The sequence below is a fragment of the Pseudomonas xionganensis genome, assembly GCF_009763245.1.
GTDB lineage: Bacteria > Pseudomonadota > Gammaproteobacteria > Pseudomonadales > Pseudomonadaceae > Aquipseudomonas > Aquipseudomonas xionganensis.
The window spans coordinates 433365-453064 of sequence record NZ_WKJZ01000001.1; the positions used below are offsets into that span (position 1 = coordinate 433365).

Genomic DNA, 19700 nt, shown 5'->3' on the forward strand with positions numbered 1-19700 from the left:
ATTCCCATGGCTGTCAAAAAACGAGGACTGGGGCGCGGTCTGGATGCCCTGCTGGGCGGAACCAGCGTCAGTGCCCTGCAGGAAGAAGCCGCCCAGGTCGACAGCCGCGAACTGCAGCACCTGCCCCTGGATCTGCTGCAGCGCGGCAAATACCAGCCGCGCCGCGACATGGATGCCACTGCCCTGGAAGAGCTGGCCCAGTCGATCAAGTTGCATGGGGTGATGCAGCCCATCGTCGTGCGCCCCATCGGCGGCGGCCGCTTCGAGATCGTCGCCGGTGAGCGGCGCTGGCGGGCCAGCCAGCAGGCCGGGGTGGACAAGATTCCGGCCATGGTCCGCGAGCTGCCGGATGAAGCGGCCATCGCCATGGCGCTGATCGAGAATATCCAGCGCGAAGACCTCAACCCCATCGAAGAAGCCATGGCCCTGCAGCGTTTGCAGCAGGAGTTCCAGCTGACCCAGCAACAGGTCGCCGATGCCGTGGGCAAGTCGCGAGTGACCATCAGCAACCTGCTGCGCCTGATCGCCCTGCCGGAAGAAGTGAAAACCCTGCTGGCCCATGGCGACCTGGAAATGGGCCATGCCCGTGCCCTGCTGGGTCTGCCCGCCGAACAGCAGACCGAGGGGGCGCGACATGTTGTCGCACGGGGTCTGACCGTCCGTCAGACCGAAGCCCTGGTGCGCCAGTGGTTGAACAGCAAGGACAAGCCCGCCGTGGTGGCCAAGGCCGACCCCGATATTACCCGTCTCGAACAACGTCTGGCTGAGCGTCTGGGCTCACCGGTGCAGATCAAGCATGGGCAAAAGGGCAAGGGCCAGTTGGTGATCAGTTACAGCTCCCTGGATGAACTGCAGGGTGTGCTGGCCCACATTCGTTGAAACAATTCCATCTGTAGTAGGGGGGAACTCCGACTACAGGACGGTTGATCCCTAACAGGTAGGACCCTATACTCCCCGCGCAATTTTGTGAGCTTCAGGCTCGTCATTCGCGGCTTGAATCAAGTGTAAGGTTGACGTGGCCATTCGCAATAAAGCCCCGTTTCACCAGCAGCCCGGGTTTCCTGTTTTGTTTGTCCAGGCCCTGGTGGGTCTGTTGGTCGCTCTGCTGTTTTTTCTCGGCAAGGGCATGACCGCGAGTTATTCGGCTTTACTGGGTGGTTTGATCGCCCTTCTCCCGAATGCGTTTTTTGCGTACAAAGCCTTTCGTTATTTTGGCGCGCGTTCGGCAAGAGAGATTGTCCAGGCCATCTGGTCCGGAGCAATGGGTAAATGGATTCTCACAGCAGTGCTGTTTGCACTGGTGTTTGTGGGCATTAGGCAGCTGGATATCGCGGCGTTGTTCGTCGGGTACCTGCTGGCTGTGGCGGCAGCCGCCAGCGCTCCACTACTGATAAAAAACTTCTGAAGCATTAGAGCGTTTGAGGCGTTTATGGCAAACACCCCGGCAGAATATATCCAGCATCACCTGCAGAACCTGGTCTATGGCGCCCACCCGGAAAAAGGCTGGGTCATCGCCCAGACCCCGGAAGACGTGAAAGCCATGGGCTTCTGGGCCGTTCATGTGGACACCATGGGCTGGTCCCTGTTCATGGGACTGATCTTCCTGTTCATTTTCCGCCTGGCCGCCAAGAAGGCCACCACCGGTACTCCCGGCGGTCTGCAGAACATGGCCGAGATGTGCATCGAGTTCGTGCAGGGCATCGTCAAGGACACCTTCCATGGGCGTAACCCGGTGGTGGCCCCGCTGGCCCTGACCATCTTCGTCTGGGTGTTCCTGATGAACAGCCTGAAGTGGATCCCGGTTGACTACATTCCCGGTCTGGCTTCGGTGCTGGGACTGCCCTACTTCAAGATCGTGCCCACCGCCGACCCGAACGGTACCTTCGGCATCTCCCTGGGCGTGTTTATCCTGATCATCTTCTACAGCATCAAGGTCAAGGGCCTGGGCGGTTTCACCAAGGAACTGTCGTTTACCCCCTTCAACCACTGGGCGCTGATTCCGTTCAACCTGTTCCTGGAAATCATCGGTCTGCTGACCAAGCCGCTGAGCCTGGCTCTGCGTCTGTTCGGCAACATGTATGCCGGTGAAGTGGTGTTCATCCTGATCGCGTTGCTGCCGTTCTATATCCAGTTCGGGCTCAACGTGCCATGGGCGATCTTCCACATCCTGGTGATCCCGCTGCAGGCCTTTATCTTCATGGTGCTGACCGTGGTGTATCTGAGTGCAGCGCACGAAGATCATCACTAATCGGCAACATGACACCCGCAACCTGTTCAACACAAAACCTTAACTTCTGAAACTCTGGAGCTAACTATGGAACTCGTCTACATCGCCGCTGCCCTCATGATCGGTCTGGGTGCCCTGGGTACTGGTATCGGCTTCGCCCTGCTGGGCGGCAAGCTGCTGGAATCCACCGCTCGCCAGCCTGAGCTGGGCCCGCAGCTGCAAACCAAGACCTTCCTGATGGCTGGTCTGCTCGACGCCGTTCCGATGATCGGTGTTGGTATCGCGATGTACCTGATCTTCGTTGTTGCCGGCTAAGAGTTCCTGAATTTCGGAGGCAGCCACCCACCCGGGGGCTGCCTCTTCAGGTATTTCCTCCCGGAACACGAGAAAGTACGAGGTAGATCGCTGTGAACATTAATCTGACCCTGTTCGGTCAAACGATTGCCTTCGCTATTTTCGTCTGGTTCTGCATGAAGTACGTATGGCCGCCGCTCACCGGTGCCATGCAAGAACGCCAGAAGAAAATCGCCGAAGGTCTGGATGCTGCCGGACGTGCCGAGCACGATCTGCAACTCGCCCAGGAACGCGCCGCCCAACTGCTGCGCGAGAGCAAAGAGCAGGCTGCCGCCATCATCGATCGGGCGAATAAAACCGCCAACTCGATCGTTGAGGAAGCCAAGGCTCAGGCTCGCACCGAAGGTGAGAAGCTGATTGCCGGTGCCAAAGCCGAAATCGATCTGGAAGTGAATCGTGCCAAGGATCAACTGCGTGCACAGGTAGCGGCTCTGGCCGTTGCAGGCGCCGAGAAGATTCTTGAGTCCTCCGTGGATGGCTCTGCGCACAATGATCTGGTCGCAAAACTGGCCTCCCAACTCTAAGCGAGGCAAGCGATGATCAATACCATTACGCTTGGTCGGCCCTACGCCAAAGCCGCTTTTGAGTTCGCCAGCAATGCCGGTAAGGCAGACGCCTGGTTGGCCATGCTGTCCTTTTCCGCTGCCGCCGTGCAGACCCCGGAAGTGGCACAGCAGCTGGGCAACCCCGCGTTGACCAGCGATCAGAAAGTGAAAATGCTGGCACAGGTCTGCAGTGGTCAGGTTGACGAAACCTTCGTCAACTTCCTCGGCACCCTGGGCAGCAATGACCGTCTGTCGCTGCTCCCCGTCGTACTTGAGCAATTCACCGCGTTGAAGGCCGTTGCCGAAAGCACCCTCGAAGTCGAGGTGCAGACTGCATTCGAGCTCTCTGCGGAGCAACTCCAAACCCTGGCTGCCGCCCTTTCCAAGCGGCTTGATCGAACTGTCCAGCCCAAGCCGGTTATCAATACTGCCCTGATTGGTGGTCTGTTGATCCGTGCGGGTGACCTGGTCATCGACAGTTCGGTCCGCGGCAAATTGAACAAGCTGGCCGAAGCGTTGAAATCCTGATTTGAGGGAACTGGCATGCAGCAACTGAATCCTTCCGAAATTAGCGAAATCATCAAGCAGCGCATTGGCGCGCTCGATGTGACCGCTCAAGCCCGTAATGAAGGCACCATCGTCAGCGTATCCGACGGTATCGTGCGCATTTACGGCCTCGCCGACGTGATGTACGGCGAGATGATCGAATTCCCTGGTGGCGTCTACGGTATGGCCCTGAACCTGGAGCAAGACTCCGTGGGTGCTGTGGTCCTGGGTGCCTACACCAGCCTGGCCGAAGGCATGAGCGCCAAGTGCACCGGCCGCATCCTGGAAGTTCCGGTTGGTCCGGAGCTGCTGGGTCGCGTGGTCGATGCCCTGGGCAACCCGATCGATGGCAAAGGCCCGGTCAATGCCCAGGCCACTGACGCTGTCGAGAAAGTAGCCCCTGGCGTGATCTGGCGTAAGTCGGTCGACCAGCCGGTACAGACCGGTTACAAGTCGGTTGACGCCATGATCCCGGTCGGCCGTGGCCAGCGCGAGCTGATCATCGGTGACCGTCAGATCGGTAAGACCGCCCTGGCTGTCGACGCCATCATCAACCAGAAGAACAGCGGCATCCGCTGCGTCTACGTCGCCATTGGTCAGAAGCAGTCGACCATCGCCAACGTGGTGCGCAAGCTGGAAGAAACCGGCGCCCTGGCCAACACCATCGTGGTTGCAGCTTCGGCTTCCGAATCCGCTGCCCTGCAGTTCCTGGCTCCCTACGCCGGCTGCACCATGGGTGAATACTTCCGCGACCGCGGTGAAGACGCGCTGATCGTTTATGACGATCTGTCCAAGCAGGCTGTGGCTTATCGCCAGATCTCCCTGCTGCTGCGCCGTCCACCAGGCCGTGAAGCCTACCCGGGCGACGTGTTCTATCTCCACAGCCGTCTGCTGGAGCGCGCTTCCCGCGTTTCCGAAGAGTACGTCGAGAAGTTCACCAATGGCGCCGTGAAGGGCAAGACCGGTTCCCTGACCGCTCTGCCGATCATCGAAACCCAGGCTGGCGACGTTTCCGCCTTCGTTCCGACCAACGTGATCTCCATCACCGACGGTCAGATCTTCCTGGAATCGGCCATGTTCAACTCGGGCATCCGTCCTGCGGTCAACGCCGGTATCTCGGTATCCCGCGTCGGTGGTGCAGCCCAGACCAAGATCATCAAGAAGCTGTCCGGTGGTATCCGTACCGCTCTGGCTCAGTACCGTGAACTGGCGGCCTTCGCCCAGTTCGCCTCTGACCTGGACGAAGCCACCCGCAAGCAGCTTGAGCACGGTCAGCGCGTTACCGAGCTGATGAAGCAGAAGCAATATGCGCCGATGTCCATCGCCGACATGTCCGTTTCCCTGTATGCCGCCGAGCGTGGCTTCCTGCAGGACGTGGACGTGAAGAAAGTGGGCGCTTTCGAAGCAGCGCTGCTTGCCTTCTTCAACCGTGATCACGCCGATCTGATGGCGAAGATCAACGAGAAGGGTGACTTCAACGACGAGATCGACGCAGGCCTGAAAGCCGGCATCGAGAAGTTCAAAGCCACCCAAACCTGGTAACCGCAGCGGGGGCCTCGGCCCCCGCCTGCTTGAACCAAAAGGTGTGAAATGGCAGGCGCAAAAGAGATTCGCAGTAAGATCGCGAGCATCAAAAGCACGCAGAAGATCACCAGCGCCATGGAAAAAGTGGCGGTCAGCAAGATGCGCAAGGCTCAACAGCGCATGGCTTCTGGTCGTCCCTACGCCGAGCGTATCCGTCAGGTGATTGGCCATCTGGCCAAGGCCAACCCGGAATACCGCCACCCGTTTATGGTGGAACGCGAAGTCAAGCGTGTCGGCTACATCCTGGTATCGACCGATCGTGGTCTGTGCGGTGGCTTGAACATCAACCTGTTCAAGTCGTTGCTGAAGAACATGAACGAATGGCGTGAAGCCAAGGTCGAGGCTGATTTCTGCGTTATCGGCAGCAAGGGTGCGAGCTTCTTCCGTAGTTTCGGTGGCAACGTGGTTGCAGCCGTGAGCAAGCTGGGTGAAGAGCCTTCGCTCAACGACCTGATTGGTAGCGTCAAGGTAATGCTCGACGCCTATACCGAAGGCCGTATCGACCGTCTGTATCTGGTGTCGAACAAGTTCGTCAACACCATGACGCAGAAGCCGGAAGTGCAGCAGCTGCTGCCCCTGGCCGCGGTCGAGGAAGAAGGCGTGCAGAAGGGCCTGTGGGATTACCTCTACGAGCCGGATGCACAGTACCTGCTGGATAACCTGATGGTTCGTTTCGTTGAATCCCAGGTGTACCAGGCCGTGATGGAAAACAGTGCGTGCGAACAAGCCGCACGGATGATCGCGATGAAGAACGCCACCGACAACGCCGGTGAACTGATCAGCGGTTTGCAGCTGATCTACAACAAGGCGCGTCAGGCAGCGATCACCCAAGAGATTTCGGAAATCGTCGGCGGCGCTGCCGCGGTTTAAGAACGGTTCAAATATTCAGAGGAACCAAAGATGAGTAGCGGACGTATCGTTCAAATCATCGGCGCCGTTATCGACGTGGAATTCCCCCGCGATCAGGTACCGAGCGTCTACGAAGCCCTGAAGGTTCAGGGCGCTGAAACCACTCTGGAAGTCCAGCAGCAGCTGGGCGACGGCGTGGTACGTACCATTGCGATGGGTTCGACCGAAGGCCTCAAGCGTGGCCTGGACGTCGCCAGCACTGGCAAGGCCATCTCCGTACCGGTCGGTAAAGCGACCCTGGGCCGGATCATGGACGTGCTGGGCAACCCGATCGACGAAGCCGGTCCGATTGGCGAAGAAGAGCAGTGGGAAATCCACCGCGCTGCGCCGTCCTATGCCGACCAGGCTGGCTCCAACGAGCTGCTGGAAACCGGTATCAAGGTAATCGACCTGGTTTGCCCGTTCGCCAAGGGTGGTAAGGTCGGTCTGTTCGGTGGTGCCGGTGTGGGCAAAACCGTAAACATGATGGAGCTGATCCGTAACATCGCCATCGAGCACAGCGGTTATTCCGTGTTCGCCGGTGTGGGTGAGCGTACTCGTGAGGGTAACGACTTCTACCACGAGATGAAGGACTCCAACGTTCTCGACAAGGTAGCCCTGGTCTACGGTCAGATGAACGAGCCACCAGGCAACCGTCTGCGCGTCGCTTTGACCGGCCTGACCATGGCCGAGAAGTTCCGTGACGAAGGCCGTGACGTACTGTTGTTCGTTGACAACATCTACCGTTACACCCTGGCCGGTACCGAAGTATCCGCACTGCTCGGCCGTATGCCGTCGGCAGTAGGTTATCAGCCGACCCTGGCCGAAGAGATGGGCGTTCTGCAGGAGCGCATCACCTCCACCAAGACCGGCTCGATCACCTCGATCCAGGCCGTATACGTACCTGCGGACGACCTCACCGACCCGAGCCCGGCGACCACCTTCGCCCACTTGGACGCCACCGTCGTTCTGTCCCGTGACATCGCTTCCCTGGGTATCTACCCAGCCGTTGACCCGCTGGACTCCACCAGCCGTCAGCTGGACCCGCTGGTCATTGGCCAGGAGCACTACGACACCGCGCGCGGCGTGCAGTACGTGCTGCAGCGTTACAAGGAACTGAAGGACATCATCGCGATCCTCGGTATGGACGAGCTGTCTGAAGAAGACAAGCTGCTGGTTGCCCGTGCTCGTAAGATCCAGCGCTTCCTGTCCCAGCCGTTCTTCGTGGCCGAAGTCTTCACCGGTTCCCCGGGCAAGTACGTCTCCCTGAAGGACACCATCGCGGGCTTCAGCGGCATTCTCAACGGCGACTATGACCACCTGCCGGAGCAGGCGTTCTACATGGTCGGCGGTATCGAAGAAGCCGTCGAAAAAGCCAAGAAGCTGTAATCGGTGCGCCCGGCAACGGGCGCTCACGTGAGGTTAGATATGGCCATGACAGTCCATTGCGATATCGTCAGTGCGGAGGGAGAAATCTTCTCCGGCCTGGTGGAAATGGTGATCGCACACGGCAACCTGGGCGACCTGGGTATTGCACCCGGCCACGCGCCTCTGTTGACCGATCTCAAGCCAGGCCCGATTCGCTTGATCAAGCAGGGTGGCCAGGCCGAGGTCTACTACATCTCCGGTGGCTTCCTGGAAGTTCAGCCGAATGTGGTGAAAGTGCTCGCCGATACCGTGCAGCGTGCTGCTGATATCGATGAAGCGGCCGCTCAGGAAGCCCTCAAGGCTGCCGAGCGTGCACTGCACGAGAAGGGCGCGGAGTTCGACTACGGTTCCGCAGCCGCTCACCTGGCCGAGGTTGCAGCCCAGCTGCGTACCGTCCAGCAGTTGCGCAAGAAGTTCGGCGGCTAAGCCACCGGCTTCAATGCTGACAGGATAAAGGGTAGCCTTGGCTACCCTTTTTCTTTGCCTGCAGTTTTTACCCGGCATGCTGTAGGGTGCGCCGTGCGCACCGGCCCAGCTGTTTGATGGTACGCACGGCGCACCCTACGGGGATGCAGCATATTCGCAATCGTTTAACCCCGGGCCACTGCCCGGGCTGTTCAGGACCCGCACTTATGTCCCTCGATATCGTTATTCTCGCCGCCGGCCAAGGCACCCGCATGCGCTCGGCCCTGCCCAAGGTGCTGCACCCGGTGGCCGGCAAGGCCATGCTTGGCCATGTGATCGACACCGCCCGCCAGCTCAAGCCCCAGGGTATCCATGTGGTGATCGGCCATGGCGCGGAGCGGGTACGCGAGGGTCTGGCGGCGGATGACCTGAACTTCGTCTTGCAGAGCGAACAGCTGGGCACCGGCCATGCCGTGGCCCAGGCGCTGCCGGCATTGAGCGCCGAGCGCGTGCTGATTCTCTATGGCGACGTGCCGCTGATCGAGGTGGACACCCTGCAGCGCCTGCTGCAACAGGTCAGCGAGCAGCAGTTGGGCCTGCTGACGGTGAATCTGAACGATCCCACCGGCTATGGCCGTATCGTGCGTGACCCGGCCGGCGTTGTTAAAGCCATTGTCGAGCACAAGGACGCCAGTGCCGAGCAGCGCCTGATCCGTGAGGGCAATACCGGCATCCTCGCCGTACCGGGGAAAAAACTCGGCGACTGGCTCGGTCGTCTGTCCAACAGCAACGCCCAGGGCGAGTACTACCTGACCGACGTGATTGCCATGGCGGTGGCCGATGGTCTGGTGGTCGCCACCGAACAGGCTATTGATGAGATGGAAGTGCTGGGCGCCAACGACCGCATCCAGCTGGCGCAACTGGAGCGCCATTACCAGTACCGCGCCGCCCGCCGCCTGATGGTGCAGGGCGTGACCCTGATCGACCCGGCGCGCTTCGACCTGCGTGGCAAAGTGACGGTAGGCCGTGATGTCAGCATCGACGTCAACGTGATACTCGAAGGCCAGGTGGTGATCGAAGACGGTGTGCAGATCGGCCCCAATTGCGTGATCAAGAACAGCACCTTGCGCCGTGGCGCTATCGTCAAGGCCAACAGCCATCTGGAAGGGGCTGAAGTGGGCGAGGGTGCCGACTGCGGTCCGTTTGCCCGTCTGCGTCCCGGTGCAGTGCTGGGCGCCAAGGCCCATGTGGGTAACTTCGTGGAGCTGAAGAATGCGGTGCTGGGTGAAGGCGCCAAAGCCGGTCACCTGAGCTACCTGGGCGATGCCGAGATCGGCGCGCGGACCAATATCGGCGCCGGCACCATCACCTGCAACTACGATGGCGCCAACAAGTTCAAGACGGTGCTGGGCGAGGACGTGTTTATCGGCTCCAACAGCGCCCTGGTCGCGCCCGTGACCCTGGGCGACCGCGCCACCACCGGCGCCGGCTCGGTGGTGACTAGTGATGTACCCGCCAATACCCTGGCCGTGGGCCGCGCCAAGCAGCGCAATATCGAAGGCTGGAAGCGGCCAACCAAGAAGTAACTCAGGGTATGAAGTAGGGTGGAAACCGCGCAGCGTTTCCACCAGTGTTGCTTGGTGGGTGGATGAGCAAAGCGTCATCCACCCTACGACTTGCCACTGGCATTCATGCTTGCCCTACGTCGATTCGCGCTTGACTCGAAAGCTTCGTTAGGTTTTGATTCGCGCCATTATCTTTCGAATCGAAACTTAAGCATGTCGAAGCGCAATACGCCGCAACGTCGTCATACCATTCTCGCTCTGCTCGCCGAGCAGGGCGAGGTGAGTGTGGATGAGTTGTCGAAAGCCTTCGCCACCAGTGAAGTGACCATTCGCAAGGACCTCGCCGCCCTGGAAAAGAACGGCCTGCTGCTGCGCCGCTATGGCGGTGCGGTGCCCATGCCCCAGGAGCTGATCGGTGAGGCGGCGCAGGCGCTCTCGCCCTACAAGCTGGCCATTGCCCGTGCCGGCGTGGCGCGTATTCGCGAGCATGCGCGGATCATTATCGACAGCGGCACCACCACCGCGGCGATGATTCCCCAGCTCGGCCACAAGCCCGGCCTGGTGGTGATGACCAACTCGCTGAACGTGGCCAATGCCCTGCGCGAACTGGAACACGAGCCGGTGCTATTGATGACCGGCGGCACCTGGGATCCCCATTCAGAATCCTTCCAGGGCCAGGTGGCCGAGCAGGTGCTGCGCTCCTACGACTTCGACCAGCTGTTTATCGGCGCCGCCGGTATCGACCTGGCCCGGGGCACCACCACCTTCAATGAACTGCTCGGCCTGTCCCGGGTCATGGCCGAGGTGGCCCGCGAGGTGGTGGTGATGGTCGAGAGCGACAAGATCGGCCGGCGCATTCCCAACCTGGAACTGCCCTGGAGCAGCGTGCATACCCTGATTACCGATGAGCGCCTGGATGACCAGGCGGCCGAACAACTATGCGCGCGCGATATCCAGCTAATTATCGCGCCGCTGACCGCCTCTTAAGGAGAAGACCATGTGTGGAATCGTAGGCGCCGTCGCCGAACGCAATATCACCGCCGTGCTGGTGGAGGGCCTCAAGCGCCTGGAATACCGCGGCTATGACAGCGCCGGGGTGGCGCTGCTGACCGAGCAGGGCGCGCTCGATCGCCGCCGCCGGGTGGGTAAGGTCAGCGAACTGCAGGCCGCCCTGCAGGCCGAACCCCTGGCCGGACGTCTGGGCATCGCCCACACCCGCTGGGCCACCCATGGCGCGCCGAGCGAGCGCAATGCCCACCCGCATTTTTCCGGCCAGGAGCTTGCGGTGGTGCATAACGGCATTATCGAAAACCACGAAGAGCTGCGTGAACAGCTCAAGGGCCTGGGCTATGTGTTCACCTCGGATACCGACACCGAAACCATCGTCCATCTGTTGGAACACACCCTCAAGAGCTATGCCGACCTGGCCGACGCCCTCAAGGTAGCGGTCAAGCAGTTGCATGGTGCCTATGGCCTGGCGGTGATCTCGGCCCGCCAGCCGGATCGCCTGCTCGCCGCTCGCAGCGGCAGCCCGCTGGTGATCGGCCTGGGGCTCGGCGAGAACTTCCTGGCCTCCGACCAGCTGGCCCTGCGTCAGGTCACCGACCGCTTTATGTACCTGGAAGAAGGCGATATCGCCGAGATCAAGCGCGACAGCGTGCAGATCTGGACGGTGGATGGCGAGGCAGTGGAGCGCGAGAGCGTGCAGTACCACGAAGGCGCGGAAGCCGCCGACAAGGGCGAGTACCGCCACTTTATGCTCAAGGAAATCTTCGAACAGCCCAGGGTAGTGCAGCGCACCCTGGAAGGCCGCCTGGGCAGCGATCACGTTCTGGTGCAGGCCTTCGGCCCCCAGGCCGCCGAGCTGTTCGCCAAGGTGAAGAACGTGCAGATCGTCGCCTGCGGCACCAGTTACCACGCCGGCATGGTGGCCCGTTACTGGCTGGAAGAGCTGGCCGGCATTCCCTGCCAGATCGAGGTGGCCAGCGAGTTCCGCTACCGCAAGGTGGTGGTGCAGCCCGATACCCTGTTTGTCAGCATTTCCCAGTCCGGCGAGACCGCCGACACCCTGGCGGCCCTGCGCAACGCCAAGGACAAGGCCCCGGGCCAGGGCGGCTACCTGGCCAGCCTGGTGATCTGCAACGTTGGCACCAGCTCCCTGGTGCGCGAGTCCGACCTGTGCCTGCTGACCCAGGCCGGCCCGGAAATCGGCGTGGCCTCGACCAAGGCCTTCACCACCCAGCTGGTCGGCCTGATGCTGCTGACCCTGGCCCTGGGCCAGGTGCGCGGCACCCTGGACAAGGCCCTGGAGGCCGAACTGGTGGACGAGCTGCGGCGCCTGCCGACCCGCCTGGGCGAAGCCCTGGCCATGGACAAGACCGTGGAGAAAATCTCCGAACTGTTCGCCGAGAAGCACCACAGCCTGTTCCTCGGCCGTGGCGCCCAGTACCCGGTGGCCATGGAAGGGGCGCTCAAACTCAAGGAAATTTCCTATATCCACGCCGAGGCTTATCCGGCCGGCGAGCTCAAGCACGGGCCGCTGGCCCTGGTGGACAGCGATATGCCGGTGGTTACCGTGGCGCCGAACAACGAACTGCTGGAGAAGCTCAAGTCCAACCTGCAGGAAGTACGCGCCCGTGGCGGTGAACTGATCGTTTTCGCCGATCAGCAGGCCGGCATGCGCAACGGCGAGGGCACCCATGTGGTGAACATGCCGCATATCCATGACCTGCTGGCGCCGATTCTCTACACCATCCCCTTGCAGCTGCTGTCTTACCATGTCGCCGTGCTCAAGGGCACCGATGTGGACCAGCCGCGCAATCTGGCGAAAAGCGTCACGGTGGAATAACGGGAGCGGACATGAAGCGTGCAGATATCCGTGCCCGGCATGCCGCCGGGGTGCAGTTCGACACCCATCTGATCCCCAACCCGGGCAATACCCGGGAGTGGATCGTGCTGTTGAAGAAGGGCGTGGGCACCAGCTATTTCCTGATCGATGAGCAGGATGAGGTGGAGTCCTTCGCCGACCTCAACGCCCTGATCGACGAGTTGCGCCAGCTGGGTATCAAGAACGCGGAAATCCACTGCTAGGGCGGGCGCCATGCCAATCCGCTATGCCAGGCGTCTGACCGGGCGCAAACGCAGCGTGCTGGCCAACCGGCACCTGGGCTATGCCCTGGCCTTTGTCGCCGGGGCGATCAATGCCGGCGGGTTTCTCGCCGTGCAGCAGTACACCTCGCATATGACCGGGATCGTCTCGGCCATGGCCGACCATATCGCCCTGGGCGCCTATGGTCTGGTGCTCGGCGGCCTGGGCGGGGTGCTGTCCTTCATCCTCGGGGCCATCGCCTCGACCCTGCTGGTCAACTATTCGCGGCGTCGTCGCCTGCACAGCGAGAACGCCCTGCCGCTGCTCTGCGAGGCCGCGTTGCTGTTGTGCTTCGGTTTGCTCGGCGCCACCCTGGCGAGCATCGAGGGGCTGTTCGTGCCGCTGACGGTGATGCTGCTGTGCTTCATCATGGGCCTGCAGAACGCCCTGATCACCAAGCTGTCGCGGGCGGAAATCCGCACCACCCATATCACCGGCATCGTCACCGATATCGGCATCGAGCTGGGCAAGCTGCTGTACTGGAACCGCCATGAACACAAGCCCGGCCGGGTTCAGGTCGATCGTCAGCGCCTGCAGGTGCTGAGCCTGCTGGCCCTGTATTTCTTTATGGGCGGGATTGCCGGGGCCTTTGGCTTTAATCGCCTGGGCTATGTCTCTACCCTGCCGCTGGCCTTGCTGCTGATCAGCCTGGCTCTGGTGCCGATGCTGGATGACCTGCGCTCGGGCTGGCGGCGCTTTAGGCGCGCCAGACCGGGTTAGCAGGGGATCAAAGTCGGTGGACAAGCTGCGCGTTGTCCACCCTACGTCGTCACGTCACGCGAGGGTAGGGTGGAAAACCGCGAAGGGTTTTCCACCAGCACCTCAGGCCTCTGCCGTGGCCTGCGCCTTGATCCCGTAGAACACGCAATAAAGCACCGGTAGCACCACCAGGGTGAGCAGGGTGGCGAAGCCCAGGCCGAACATGATCACCACCGCCATGCTCTGGAAGAAGGCGTCGGTCAGCAGCGGGCTCATGCCCAGGATGGTGGTCAGGGCGGCCATGGAAACCGGGCGCACGCGGCTGATGGAGGCTTCTTCCACGGCCTGCAGGGCATCCTTGCCGCTGGCCAGCTGCAGCTGGATTTCATCTACCAGGACGATGCCGTTCTTCACCAGCATGCCGCTCAGGCTGAGCAGGCCAAGCAGGGCCATAAAGCCGAAGGGAATGCCGGTGAGCAAAAAGCCCAGGGTTACGCCGATCATCGCCAGGGGCACGGTCAGCCAGATCACGGTGGCGCGCTTGAACGAGTCGAACAGCAGGATGGTGATCATAAACATCACCAGATAACCCAGGGGCAGGCTGCCGAATACCGCGCCCTGGGCATTGCGCGAGCTTTCGTATTCACCGCCCCACTCCAGGCTGTAGCCCTCGGGCAGGGGGATGGCTTCGACCTCGGGCTTGATGCGCTGGAACAGCTGGGCCGCAGTTTCGCCGCTAAGCAGGGCCGGATCGGCCTGCACGGTGAGGGTGCGCTTGCGGTCCAGGCGCATGATCAGCGGATCTTCCCATTCGGTGGCAAAGCCCTGCAGCACCTGCTCGATGGGCAGGTAGATGCCGCGCACACTGCTCCAGATCTGCAGGTCACCCAGGCTGTCGGCATTCAGCCGCTCACTGTCGGGGGGGCGCGCGACAATCGGCAGCAAACGGGTGCCGTCACGGTACAGGCCGACCGTGGTGCCGGAGAAACTCATGCGCAGCAGTTCGTCCAGCTCATGCTTGTCCACCCCCAGCTCGCGGGCACGGGCCTCGGCGAACTGCGGGCGGATCAGCTTGGTGCGCTCGTGCCAGTCGTGCATCACCGCATTGGCCACCGGGTCCTGGCGCATCCGCCGAATGGCTTCACTGCCCAGTTGGCGCAGCACATCGGGGTCGGCACCGATAAAGCGCGCTTCGATCTTGCTGTCGTTGCCAGGGCCAAGCATCAGCTGCTTGAACTTGGGTTTGACCTGCGGGTACTGCTCGGCAACATGCAGTTCCAGCTGGTTGATCAGCGGCTCGATGCGCTCCAGGTTGTCGGTGCGCACCAGCAGCTGGGCATAGTTGGGGTACTGCTTCTGCGGCGAGTAGGTGAGGATAAAGCGCAGGGCGCCCTGGCCGATGCTGCTGCTGACCGTGGTCACCCCTTCCTGCTGCAGTACATGCTGATCCAGCTCGGCCACCAGTTGCTCGGTGTAGCGGATATCGGTGCCCTGGGGCAGCCACAGGTCGATAAAGAACATCGGCGTGTTGGATGGCGGGAAGAAGCTCTGGCGCACCTTGCCGAAACCGCCGATGGCCACCACCAGCAGCACCGCCAGCAGCCCGAGGGTCAGGCCACGGCGCTTGAGGGCGAAGTCCAGCAGGGCACGGTAGGCGGTGAAGATCACCCCGCCATAGGGATCGCCCTGATCCTGGCTGGTCAGGGTCTGGTTATCGCGAAAGAACAGGCTGGCGAAGAAGGACGTCAGGGTGATGGCGGTGACCCAGCTGAGCAGCAGGGAGATCAGCAGCACCTGGAACAGTGACAGGCAGAACTCGCCGGTGGAGTCGTCAGACAGGCCGATGGGGGCAAAGGCGATGATGGCGATCAGGGTGGCACCGAGCAGCGGCAGGTTGGTCTGCTTGACGATGGCCCGTGCTGCTTCCAGGGTACTCTGGCCGCGCTGACGGCCAACCAGGATGCCCTCGACAATGACAATGGCGTTGTCCACCAGCATGCCCAGGGCGATGACCAGGGCGCCGAGGGAGATACGCTGCAGCTCGATGCCCAGCATGCGCATGAAGATAAAGCTGCCGAGCACCGTCAGGGCCAGGATCAGGCCGATCAGCAGGCCGCTGCGCAGGCCCATGAAGATCAGCAGTACGACGATGACGATGACCACCGAGGCGACGAAGTTGATCACGAAGTCGCGCACCGAGCTTTCCACTTCGGCGGCCTGGTCGTAGAACACCTGCAGCTGCATGCCGGCCGGGCGCTGGTTGTCCAGCTCGGCCAGACGCGCATTGATTGCCGCGCCCACGTCCACCACGTTGACCTTGGGCGCGAAGGACACGCCGAGGGTCAGGGCCGGCTGGCCGTTCATGCGGTAGAGGTTGCTCGGGGTTTCGCTGAATCCGCGGCTGACCTGAGCGATATCGCCGAGGGTGATCTGCTGCGGGCTGCCCGGGTCGCTGATCACCAGGCGCTCAAGCTCGCGTACATCCTGCAGCTCGCCGGTGGGGTGCAGGCGGATCGATTCGCTGCCGGCGAGGATGCGCCCGGCGTTGGACACCACGTTCTGCTGGCTGAGCACCTCGGCCAGACGCTGCGGCGCGATGCCCAGGCTGCTCATCTTGCTGCGCGAGATTTCCACCTGCACCTGCTCCTGGCGCACGCCGGCCAGGCTGACCTTGCCCACACCCGGCAGCAGCACCAGCTCGCGGCGCAGGTAGTCGGCGAAGTCGCGCAGTTCCTGGGCGCTGTAGCCTTCGCCGGTAAGCAGCAGGAAAAAGCCGAACACATCGCTGAAGTCGTCGCGCACCTGGGGCGGATTGACCCCTGGTGGCAGGTTGGGTTGCAGGTCGTTGATCTTGCGCCGCAGCTCGTCCCAGATCTGCGGGATCTGCTCGGCCTTGTACTGGCTGTGCAGCTCCAGGCTGATTTGCGACAGCCCGGCGCTGGAGATGGAGGTAACCTTCTTGATCGAGGGCAGCTGCTGGATGGCGTTCTCCAGCGGGTAGCTGACCTCCTCTTCCACCTGCTGCGGCGAGGCGCCGGGGTAGCTGGTGATGACCATGGCGTTCTTCAGGGTGAAGGACGGGTCTTCCAGGCGGCCGATGCCGAGAAAGGCCAGTAGCCCGCCGATGCCCAGCACCAGGGTGACCAGCCAGCTGGTGACGCGACGCTGGATAAAATAACCGGCGATATCCATTTACAGCCCCCGCTCGCGAACCCAGGGCCGAATCGCCTGACCTTCCTCCAGCTCGGCGCCACCCACGGCAACGATCTGCTCGCCGGGCTCGATGCCGCTGAGGACCTCGATGCTGTTGCGGCTCAGCTGGCCCACCTCGACCTGGCGCGCCGTCAGGCGTAGCATGCCATCCTGCTCGCGGGCCACCCACACCTGCTTGACCTCGGGGCTGCTGTCGTCCGGGCTGAACACCGCCTCCACGGGCACCAGCAGGCGGCTGCCCAGGTTATGGCTGATCTGGGCGAAGTCGACCTTGACCGTGGCGCTCATCCCCGGCAGCAGGTTGAGGCCTTCGGGACGCGGCATGGACAGGGTCACCTGATAGGTCAGGGTCTTGGGGTCGGGCTGGGTGCTGTGTTCCTTGTACACCGCCTCGAATTCGCGCTCGGGCAGGCTGTCGAGTACCACGCTGGGGTGATAGTCGCGGGTTTCCTCGCGGCGGCTGAGGTTGGCCAGCAGGTTTTCCGGCATCTGGAACAGCACATCCAGCTGGTCGCCACTTTGCAGGGTGACCACGGGCTGCTTGGCCTGCACCACCTGGAAGTTGTCCACATGGGTGCTGGCCACCACGGCATCGAAGGGTGCCAGCAAGCGGGTGTATTCCAGCTCCTGACGGGCCAGGCTGAGCGCCGCACTGGCCGAGTCCAGGGTGGCCTTGCGCTGGTCGTACTCGGCGCGGGAGATCATCTGCCGCTCCAGCAGCTTGGCCATGCGCTGGAACTGGGCGTTGGCCAGGTCATAGCTGGCCTGGCGATCACGCACCCGCAGGCGCTGGTCGGTGTCTTCGATACTGGCGATCAGCTGGCCCAGCTTGACCCGCTGGCCCTGCAGCACTTCCAGGGTCTTCAGCTGGCCGCCGATGCGAAAGGACAGCTCGGCTTCCTCGGTGGCCTTCAGGCGTGCGGGGAACTCGCGCAGGCGTGCACCGGCCGGGTCTTCCACGGTAAAGAGTTTGACCAGGCGTGGCGCCTGTTCCCGGGGGGCGGGGGCCTGATCGCAGGCACTCAGCAACAGGCCGGCCGGCAGACACAGAAGGAGCAGGGGGCGAAGGTTCAAGATGGCTATCCCTAATCTGGCGAGATCAATGAAAAAGGGCATCCTTGGGATGCAATGGACGAGAGTTTAGGTGTTAATCGCGGCTATCTCCATGTGGCCGGCTGACACGGCGCTGGCATCCGCGACCTGTCGGGCAGGCATGGCTTAATATGGCGCATCTTTTTCTGGATGCTTGCCCATGCCTCAACGCCAGGGCCATTACCGGGTTGTGTTGCGCCTGCTGCTGATCGCCGGTGGTCTGCTGGCCAGTGTCTGGCTGGCTGGCCACTATGCCGAGCGCCGCGCCTGGGAGTCGCGCAGCGTTGAGGCGCGCGAGCAGCTGCAGTTGTATGGGCAGTCGCTGCACACCCTGGTCGAGCGTTTTCGCTCGGTGCCCGAGGTACTGGCCCTGGACAGCGATATCCGCGCCCTGCTGCGGGCGCCGGACGAGCGCCTGCTGCGTCGGGCGATCAACCAGCGCCTGCAACGCCTGAATCAGGCGGCCGGCTCCACCGTGCTCTACCTGCTGGATGCCCAGGGCACCACCCTGGCGTCGAGCAACTGGCGTGAGTGGAGCAGCTTTGTCGGCAACAACTACGCCTTTCGCCCCTATTTTCAGGATGCCGTGGCCCAGGGCGCCGGGCGCTATTTTGCCGTGGGGGTGACCACCGGGATTCCCGGCTACTTTCTCTCCCGTGCGGTTTACGCTGAGGATCAGCGCCTGCTCGGGGTCTTGGTGGTCAAGCTTGAGCTGGAGGATCTGCAACGCGAATGGGCCAGCCAGAGCGGCGTGCTGCTGGTGGCCGACCGCCATGGCGTGGTGATCCTGAGCAGCCGTCCGGCCTGGCGCTTTCGCGCCCTGCAACCGCTGAGCAACGCCACCCAGGAGAGCCTGGCCGAGGTGCGCCAGTATGCCGAGCAGGCCTTGCAGCCGCTGCCCAGCGAGCTGCGCCGGGAGCTCGATGCGAGCAGCCAGTGGCGCCGGGTGGATGGCCCGGAGGGGCTGCGCGACTACCTCTGGCAGCGCCTGAGCCTGGCCGAGGAGGGCTGGACCCTGCACCTGCTGAGCGAGCCGAACAACCTCGGCGAGAGCCTGCGCAGTTATCGCCTGGCCGCCGCCGGGGTGTGGATGACCCTGGCCTTTCTGCTCCTGTACCTGGCCCAGCGGCGCAAGACCCAGCGTCTGCAGGCCGGCATTCGCGAGCGCCTGGAGCGCGAGGTGGCGCTGCGCACCGCCGAGCTGCGCGAGGCCCAGGACGGCCTGGTGCATGCGGCGAAGATGGCCGCCCTGGGGCAGATGTCGGCGGCCATGGCCCATGAGATCAACCAGCCGCTGACCGCCATGCAGATGCAGTTGGGCAGCCTGCGCCTGCTGCTCGATAGCGGTCGGCAGGACGAGGTGCGTGAGGGCTTGCAGCGGATCGACGCCCTGCTGCAGCGTATGGCCGCGCTCACCGGGCACCTCAAGACCTTCGCCCGCAAGCGCCCGGCCGGCCTCAGCGAGCGCCTGGGCCTGGGCGATGTGCTGGAACAGGCCCTGCAGTTGCTGGCGCCGCGCCTGCGCAGCGAGCAGGTGCAGATCCACAGCGAGATCGACGAGGGCGCCCAGGTGCTGGGCGATGCCATTCGCCTGGAGCAGGTGCTGCTCAACCTGCTCAACAACGCCCTGGATGCCATGGCGAACAGTCCCCAGCGGCAGTTGCAGATCGCTATCCGCCGTGAGGCCGACAGCTGCGTGCTGAGCATCGCCGACAGCGGTGGTGGTATTGCCGAGCAGGACCTGGCGCATATCTTCGAGCCCTTCTACACCACCAAGCCGGTGGGCGCCGGCCTGGGCCTGGGGTTGGCGGTGTCCTACGGCATCGTCCGCGAACTGGGCGGCAGCCTGCAGGCGCGCAATGGCGAGCGCGGTGCGGTATTCGAGTTGCGCCTGCCGGCGGCGGCAAATCGATAGGGCGGATGGCGCTGTATCCACCCGCCTGGATTGCCCCGTTGGTGGATGTGAAAAGTGACATCCACCCTACAAACTGGATACCTCGGATGCA

The 19700-nt window shown here is 62.6% G+C and carries 18 protein-coding genes; 16 read left to right on the forward strand and 2 right to left on the reverse strand.

Annotated features, from left to right (window positions below; translation table 11 throughout):
* Positions 1-6 precede the first annotated feature (6 nt).
* From GJV18_RS01955 to GJV18_RS02025, 15 genes are all read left to right on the forward strand, one after another.
* On the forward strand, positions 7-879 hold the full coding sequence (locus GJV18_RS01955; RefSeq protein ID WP_160343042.1) for a ParB/RepB/Spo0J family partition protein: 873 nt from the start codon (positions 7-9) through the stop codon (positions 877-879).
* A 136-nt stretch (positions 880-1015) separates the two neighbouring features.
* Positions 1016-1405 carry an ATP synthase subunit I gene (locus tag GJV18_RS01960; RefSeq protein WP_160343043.1) on the forward strand — a complete coding sequence of 130 codons (390 nt, stop codon included), beginning with the start codon at positions 1016-1018 and terminating at the stop codon, positions 1403-1405.
* A gap of 24 nt (positions 1406-1429) precedes the next feature.
* Entirely contained in the window at positions 1430-2248 is an 819-nt protein-coding gene (gene atpB / locus GJV18_RS01965; protein WP_160343044.1) for a F0F1 ATP synthase subunit A, read from the forward strand.
* A gap of 66 nt (positions 2249-2314) precedes the next feature.
* Positions 2315-2542 (forward strand): F0F1 ATP synthase subunit C, encoded by a 228-nt coding sequence (gene atpE / locus GJV18_RS01970; RefSeq protein WP_160343045.1) that lies wholly within the window; start codon positions 2315-2317, stop codon positions 2540-2542.
* Between the two features lie 92 nt (positions 2543-2634).
* Positions 2635-3105: a F0F1 ATP synthase subunit B gene (locus GJV18_RS01975; protein WP_160343046.1), complete on the forward strand. Its 471-nt coding sequence runs from the start codon at positions 2635-2637 to the stop codon at positions 3103-3105.
* A 12-nt stretch (positions 3106-3117) separates the two neighbouring features.
* Positions 3118-3654, forward strand: a complete 537-nt coding sequence (locus GJV18_RS01980) for a F0F1 ATP synthase subunit delta (protein ID WP_160343047.1) — start codon at positions 3118-3120, stop codon at positions 3652-3654.
* A 15-nt stretch (positions 3655-3669) separates the two neighbouring features.
* Entirely contained in the window at positions 3670-5214 is a 1545-nt protein-coding gene (atpA, locus tag GJV18_RS01985; RefSeq protein WP_160343048.1) for a F0F1 ATP synthase subunit alpha, read from the forward strand.
* Positions 5215-5262: 48 nt separating this feature from the next.
* Positions 5263-6126 carry a F0F1 ATP synthase subunit gamma gene (atpG, locus tag GJV18_RS01990; RefSeq protein ID WP_160343049.1) on the forward strand — a complete coding sequence of 288 codons (864 nt, stop codon included), beginning with the start codon at positions 5263-5265 and terminating at the stop codon, positions 6124-6126.
* Positions 6127-6156: 30 nt separating this feature from the next.
* Positions 6157-7533, forward strand: a complete 1377-nt coding sequence (atpD, locus tag GJV18_RS01995; RefSeq protein ID WP_160343050.1) for a F0F1 ATP synthase subunit beta — start codon at positions 6157-6159, stop codon at positions 7531-7533.
* Positions 7534-7572: 39 nt separating this feature from the next.
* Positions 7573-7998 (forward strand): F0F1 ATP synthase subunit epsilon, encoded by a 426-nt coding sequence (locus tag GJV18_RS02000; protein ID WP_160343051.1) that lies wholly within the window; start codon positions 7573-7575, stop codon positions 7996-7998.
* A gap of 206 nt (positions 7999-8204) precedes the next feature.
* Positions 8205-9563, forward strand: a complete 1359-nt coding sequence (gene glmU / locus GJV18_RS02005; RefSeq protein WP_160343052.1) for a bifunctional UDP-N-acetylglucosamine diphosphorylase/glucosamine-1-phosphate N-acetyltransferase GlmU — start codon at positions 8205-8207, stop codon at positions 9561-9563.
* 192 nt (positions 9564-9755) lie between these two features.
* Complete coding sequence (locus GJV18_RS02010; protein ID WP_160343053.1) at positions 9756-10529, forward strand: DeoR/GlpR family DNA-binding transcription regulator; 774 nt, start codon at positions 9756-9758, stop codon at positions 10527-10529.
* Between the two features lie 10 nt (positions 10530-10539).
* Positions 10540-12390, forward strand: a complete 1851-nt coding sequence (gene glmS, locus GJV18_RS02015) for a glutamine--fructose-6-phosphate transaminase (isomerizing) (RefSeq protein ID WP_160343054.1) — start codon at positions 10540-10542, stop codon at positions 12388-12390.
* An 11-nt stretch (positions 12391-12401) separates the two neighbouring features.
* On the forward strand, positions 12402-12632 hold the full coding sequence (locus GJV18_RS02020; protein ID WP_160343055.1) for a hypothetical protein: 231 nt from the start codon (positions 12402-12404) through the stop codon (positions 12630-12632).
* Between the two features lie 10 nt (positions 12633-12642).
* Positions 12643-13410 (forward strand): YoaK family protein, encoded by a 768-nt coding sequence (locus tag GJV18_RS02025; RefSeq protein WP_160343056.1) that lies wholly within the window; start codon positions 12643-12645, stop codon positions 13408-13410.
* Positions 13411-13512: 102 nt separating this feature from the next.
* Here GJV18_RS02025 and GJV18_RS02030 read toward each other — a convergent pair whose 3' ends face one another.
* Together GJV18_RS02030 and GJV18_RS02035 are read right to left on the reverse strand one after the other, a co-directional pair.
* Positions 13513-16581, reverse strand: coding sequence for an efflux RND transporter permease subunit (locus GJV18_RS02030; RefSeq protein ID WP_160343057.1), 3069 nt, complete (start codon positions 16579-16581; stop codon positions 13513-13515).
* Complete coding sequence (locus tag GJV18_RS02035; protein WP_160343058.1) at positions 16582-17676, reverse strand: efflux RND transporter periplasmic adaptor subunit; 1095 nt, start codon at positions 17674-17676, stop codon at positions 16582-16584.
* Between the two features lie 178 nt (positions 17677-17854).
* On the opposite strand from GJV18_RS02035, the gene GJV18_RS02040 reads away from it, so the two are divergent.
* Complete coding sequence (locus tag GJV18_RS02040) at positions 17855-19609, forward strand: sensor histidine kinase (protein ID WP_178113403.1); 1755 nt, start codon at positions 17855-17857, stop codon at positions 19607-19609.
* Positions 19610-19700 lie beyond the last annotated feature (91 nt).

Excerpts from the sequence above, each read along its gene's own strand:
- glmS (WP_160343054.1), top strand. The coding sequence starts at position 10,540 with ATGTGTGGAATCGTAGGCGCCGTCGCCGAACGCAATATCACCGCCGTG.
- GJV18_RS01955 (WP_160343042.1), top strand. The coding sequence starts at position 7 with ATGGCTGTCAAAAAACGAGGACTGGGGCGCGGTCTGGATGCCCTGCTG.
- GJV18_RS02000 (WP_160343051.1), top strand. The coding sequence starts at position 7,573 with ATGGCCATGACAGTCCATTGCGATATCGTCAGTGCGGAGGGAGAAATC.
- atpD (WP_160343050.1), top strand. The coding sequence starts at position 6,157 with ATGAGTAGCGGACGTATCGTTCAAATCATCGGCGCCGTTATCGACGTG.
- atpB (WP_160343044.1), top strand. The coding sequence starts at position 1,430 with ATGGCAAACACCCCGGCAGAATATATCCAGCATCACCTGCAGAACCTG.
- GJV18_RS02040 (WP_178113403.1), top strand. The coding sequence starts at position 17,855 with ATGCCTCAACGCCAGGGCCATTACCGGGTTGTGTTGCGCCTGCTGCTG.
- glmU (WP_160343052.1), top strand. The coding sequence starts at position 8,205 with ATGTCCCTCGATATCGTTATTCTCGCCGCCGGCCAAGGCACCCGCATG.
- GJV18_RS02010 (WP_160343053.1), top strand. The coding sequence starts at position 9,756 with ATGTCGAAGCGCAATACGCCGCAACGTCGTCATACCATTCTCGCTCTG.
- atpG (WP_160343049.1), top strand. The coding sequence starts at position 5,263 with ATGGCAGGCGCAAAAGAGATTCGCAGTAAGATCGCGAGCATCAAAAGC.
- atpA (WP_160343048.1), top strand. The coding sequence starts at position 3,670 with ATGCAGCAACTGAATCCTTCCGAAATTAGCGAAATCATCAAGCAGCGC.
- GJV18_RS02030 (WP_160343057.1), bottom strand. The coding sequence starts at position 16,581 with ATGGATATCGCCGGTTATTTTATCCAGCGTCGCGTCACCAGCTGGCTG.
- GJV18_RS02025 (WP_160343056.1), top strand. The coding sequence starts at position 12,643 with ATGCCAATCCGCTATGCCAGGCGTCTGACCGGGCGCAAACGCAGCGTG.
- GJV18_RS02020 (WP_160343055.1), top strand. The coding sequence starts at position 12,402 with ATGAAGCGTGCAGATATCCGTGCCCGGCATGCCGCCGGGGTGCAGTTC.
- GJV18_RS01980 (WP_160343047.1), top strand. The coding sequence starts at position 3,118 with ATGATCAATACCATTACGCTTGGTCGGCCCTACGCCAAAGCCGCTTTT.
- atpE (WP_160343045.1), top strand. The coding sequence starts at position 2,315 with ATGGAACTCGTCTACATCGCCGCTGCCCTCATGATCGGTCTGGGTGCC.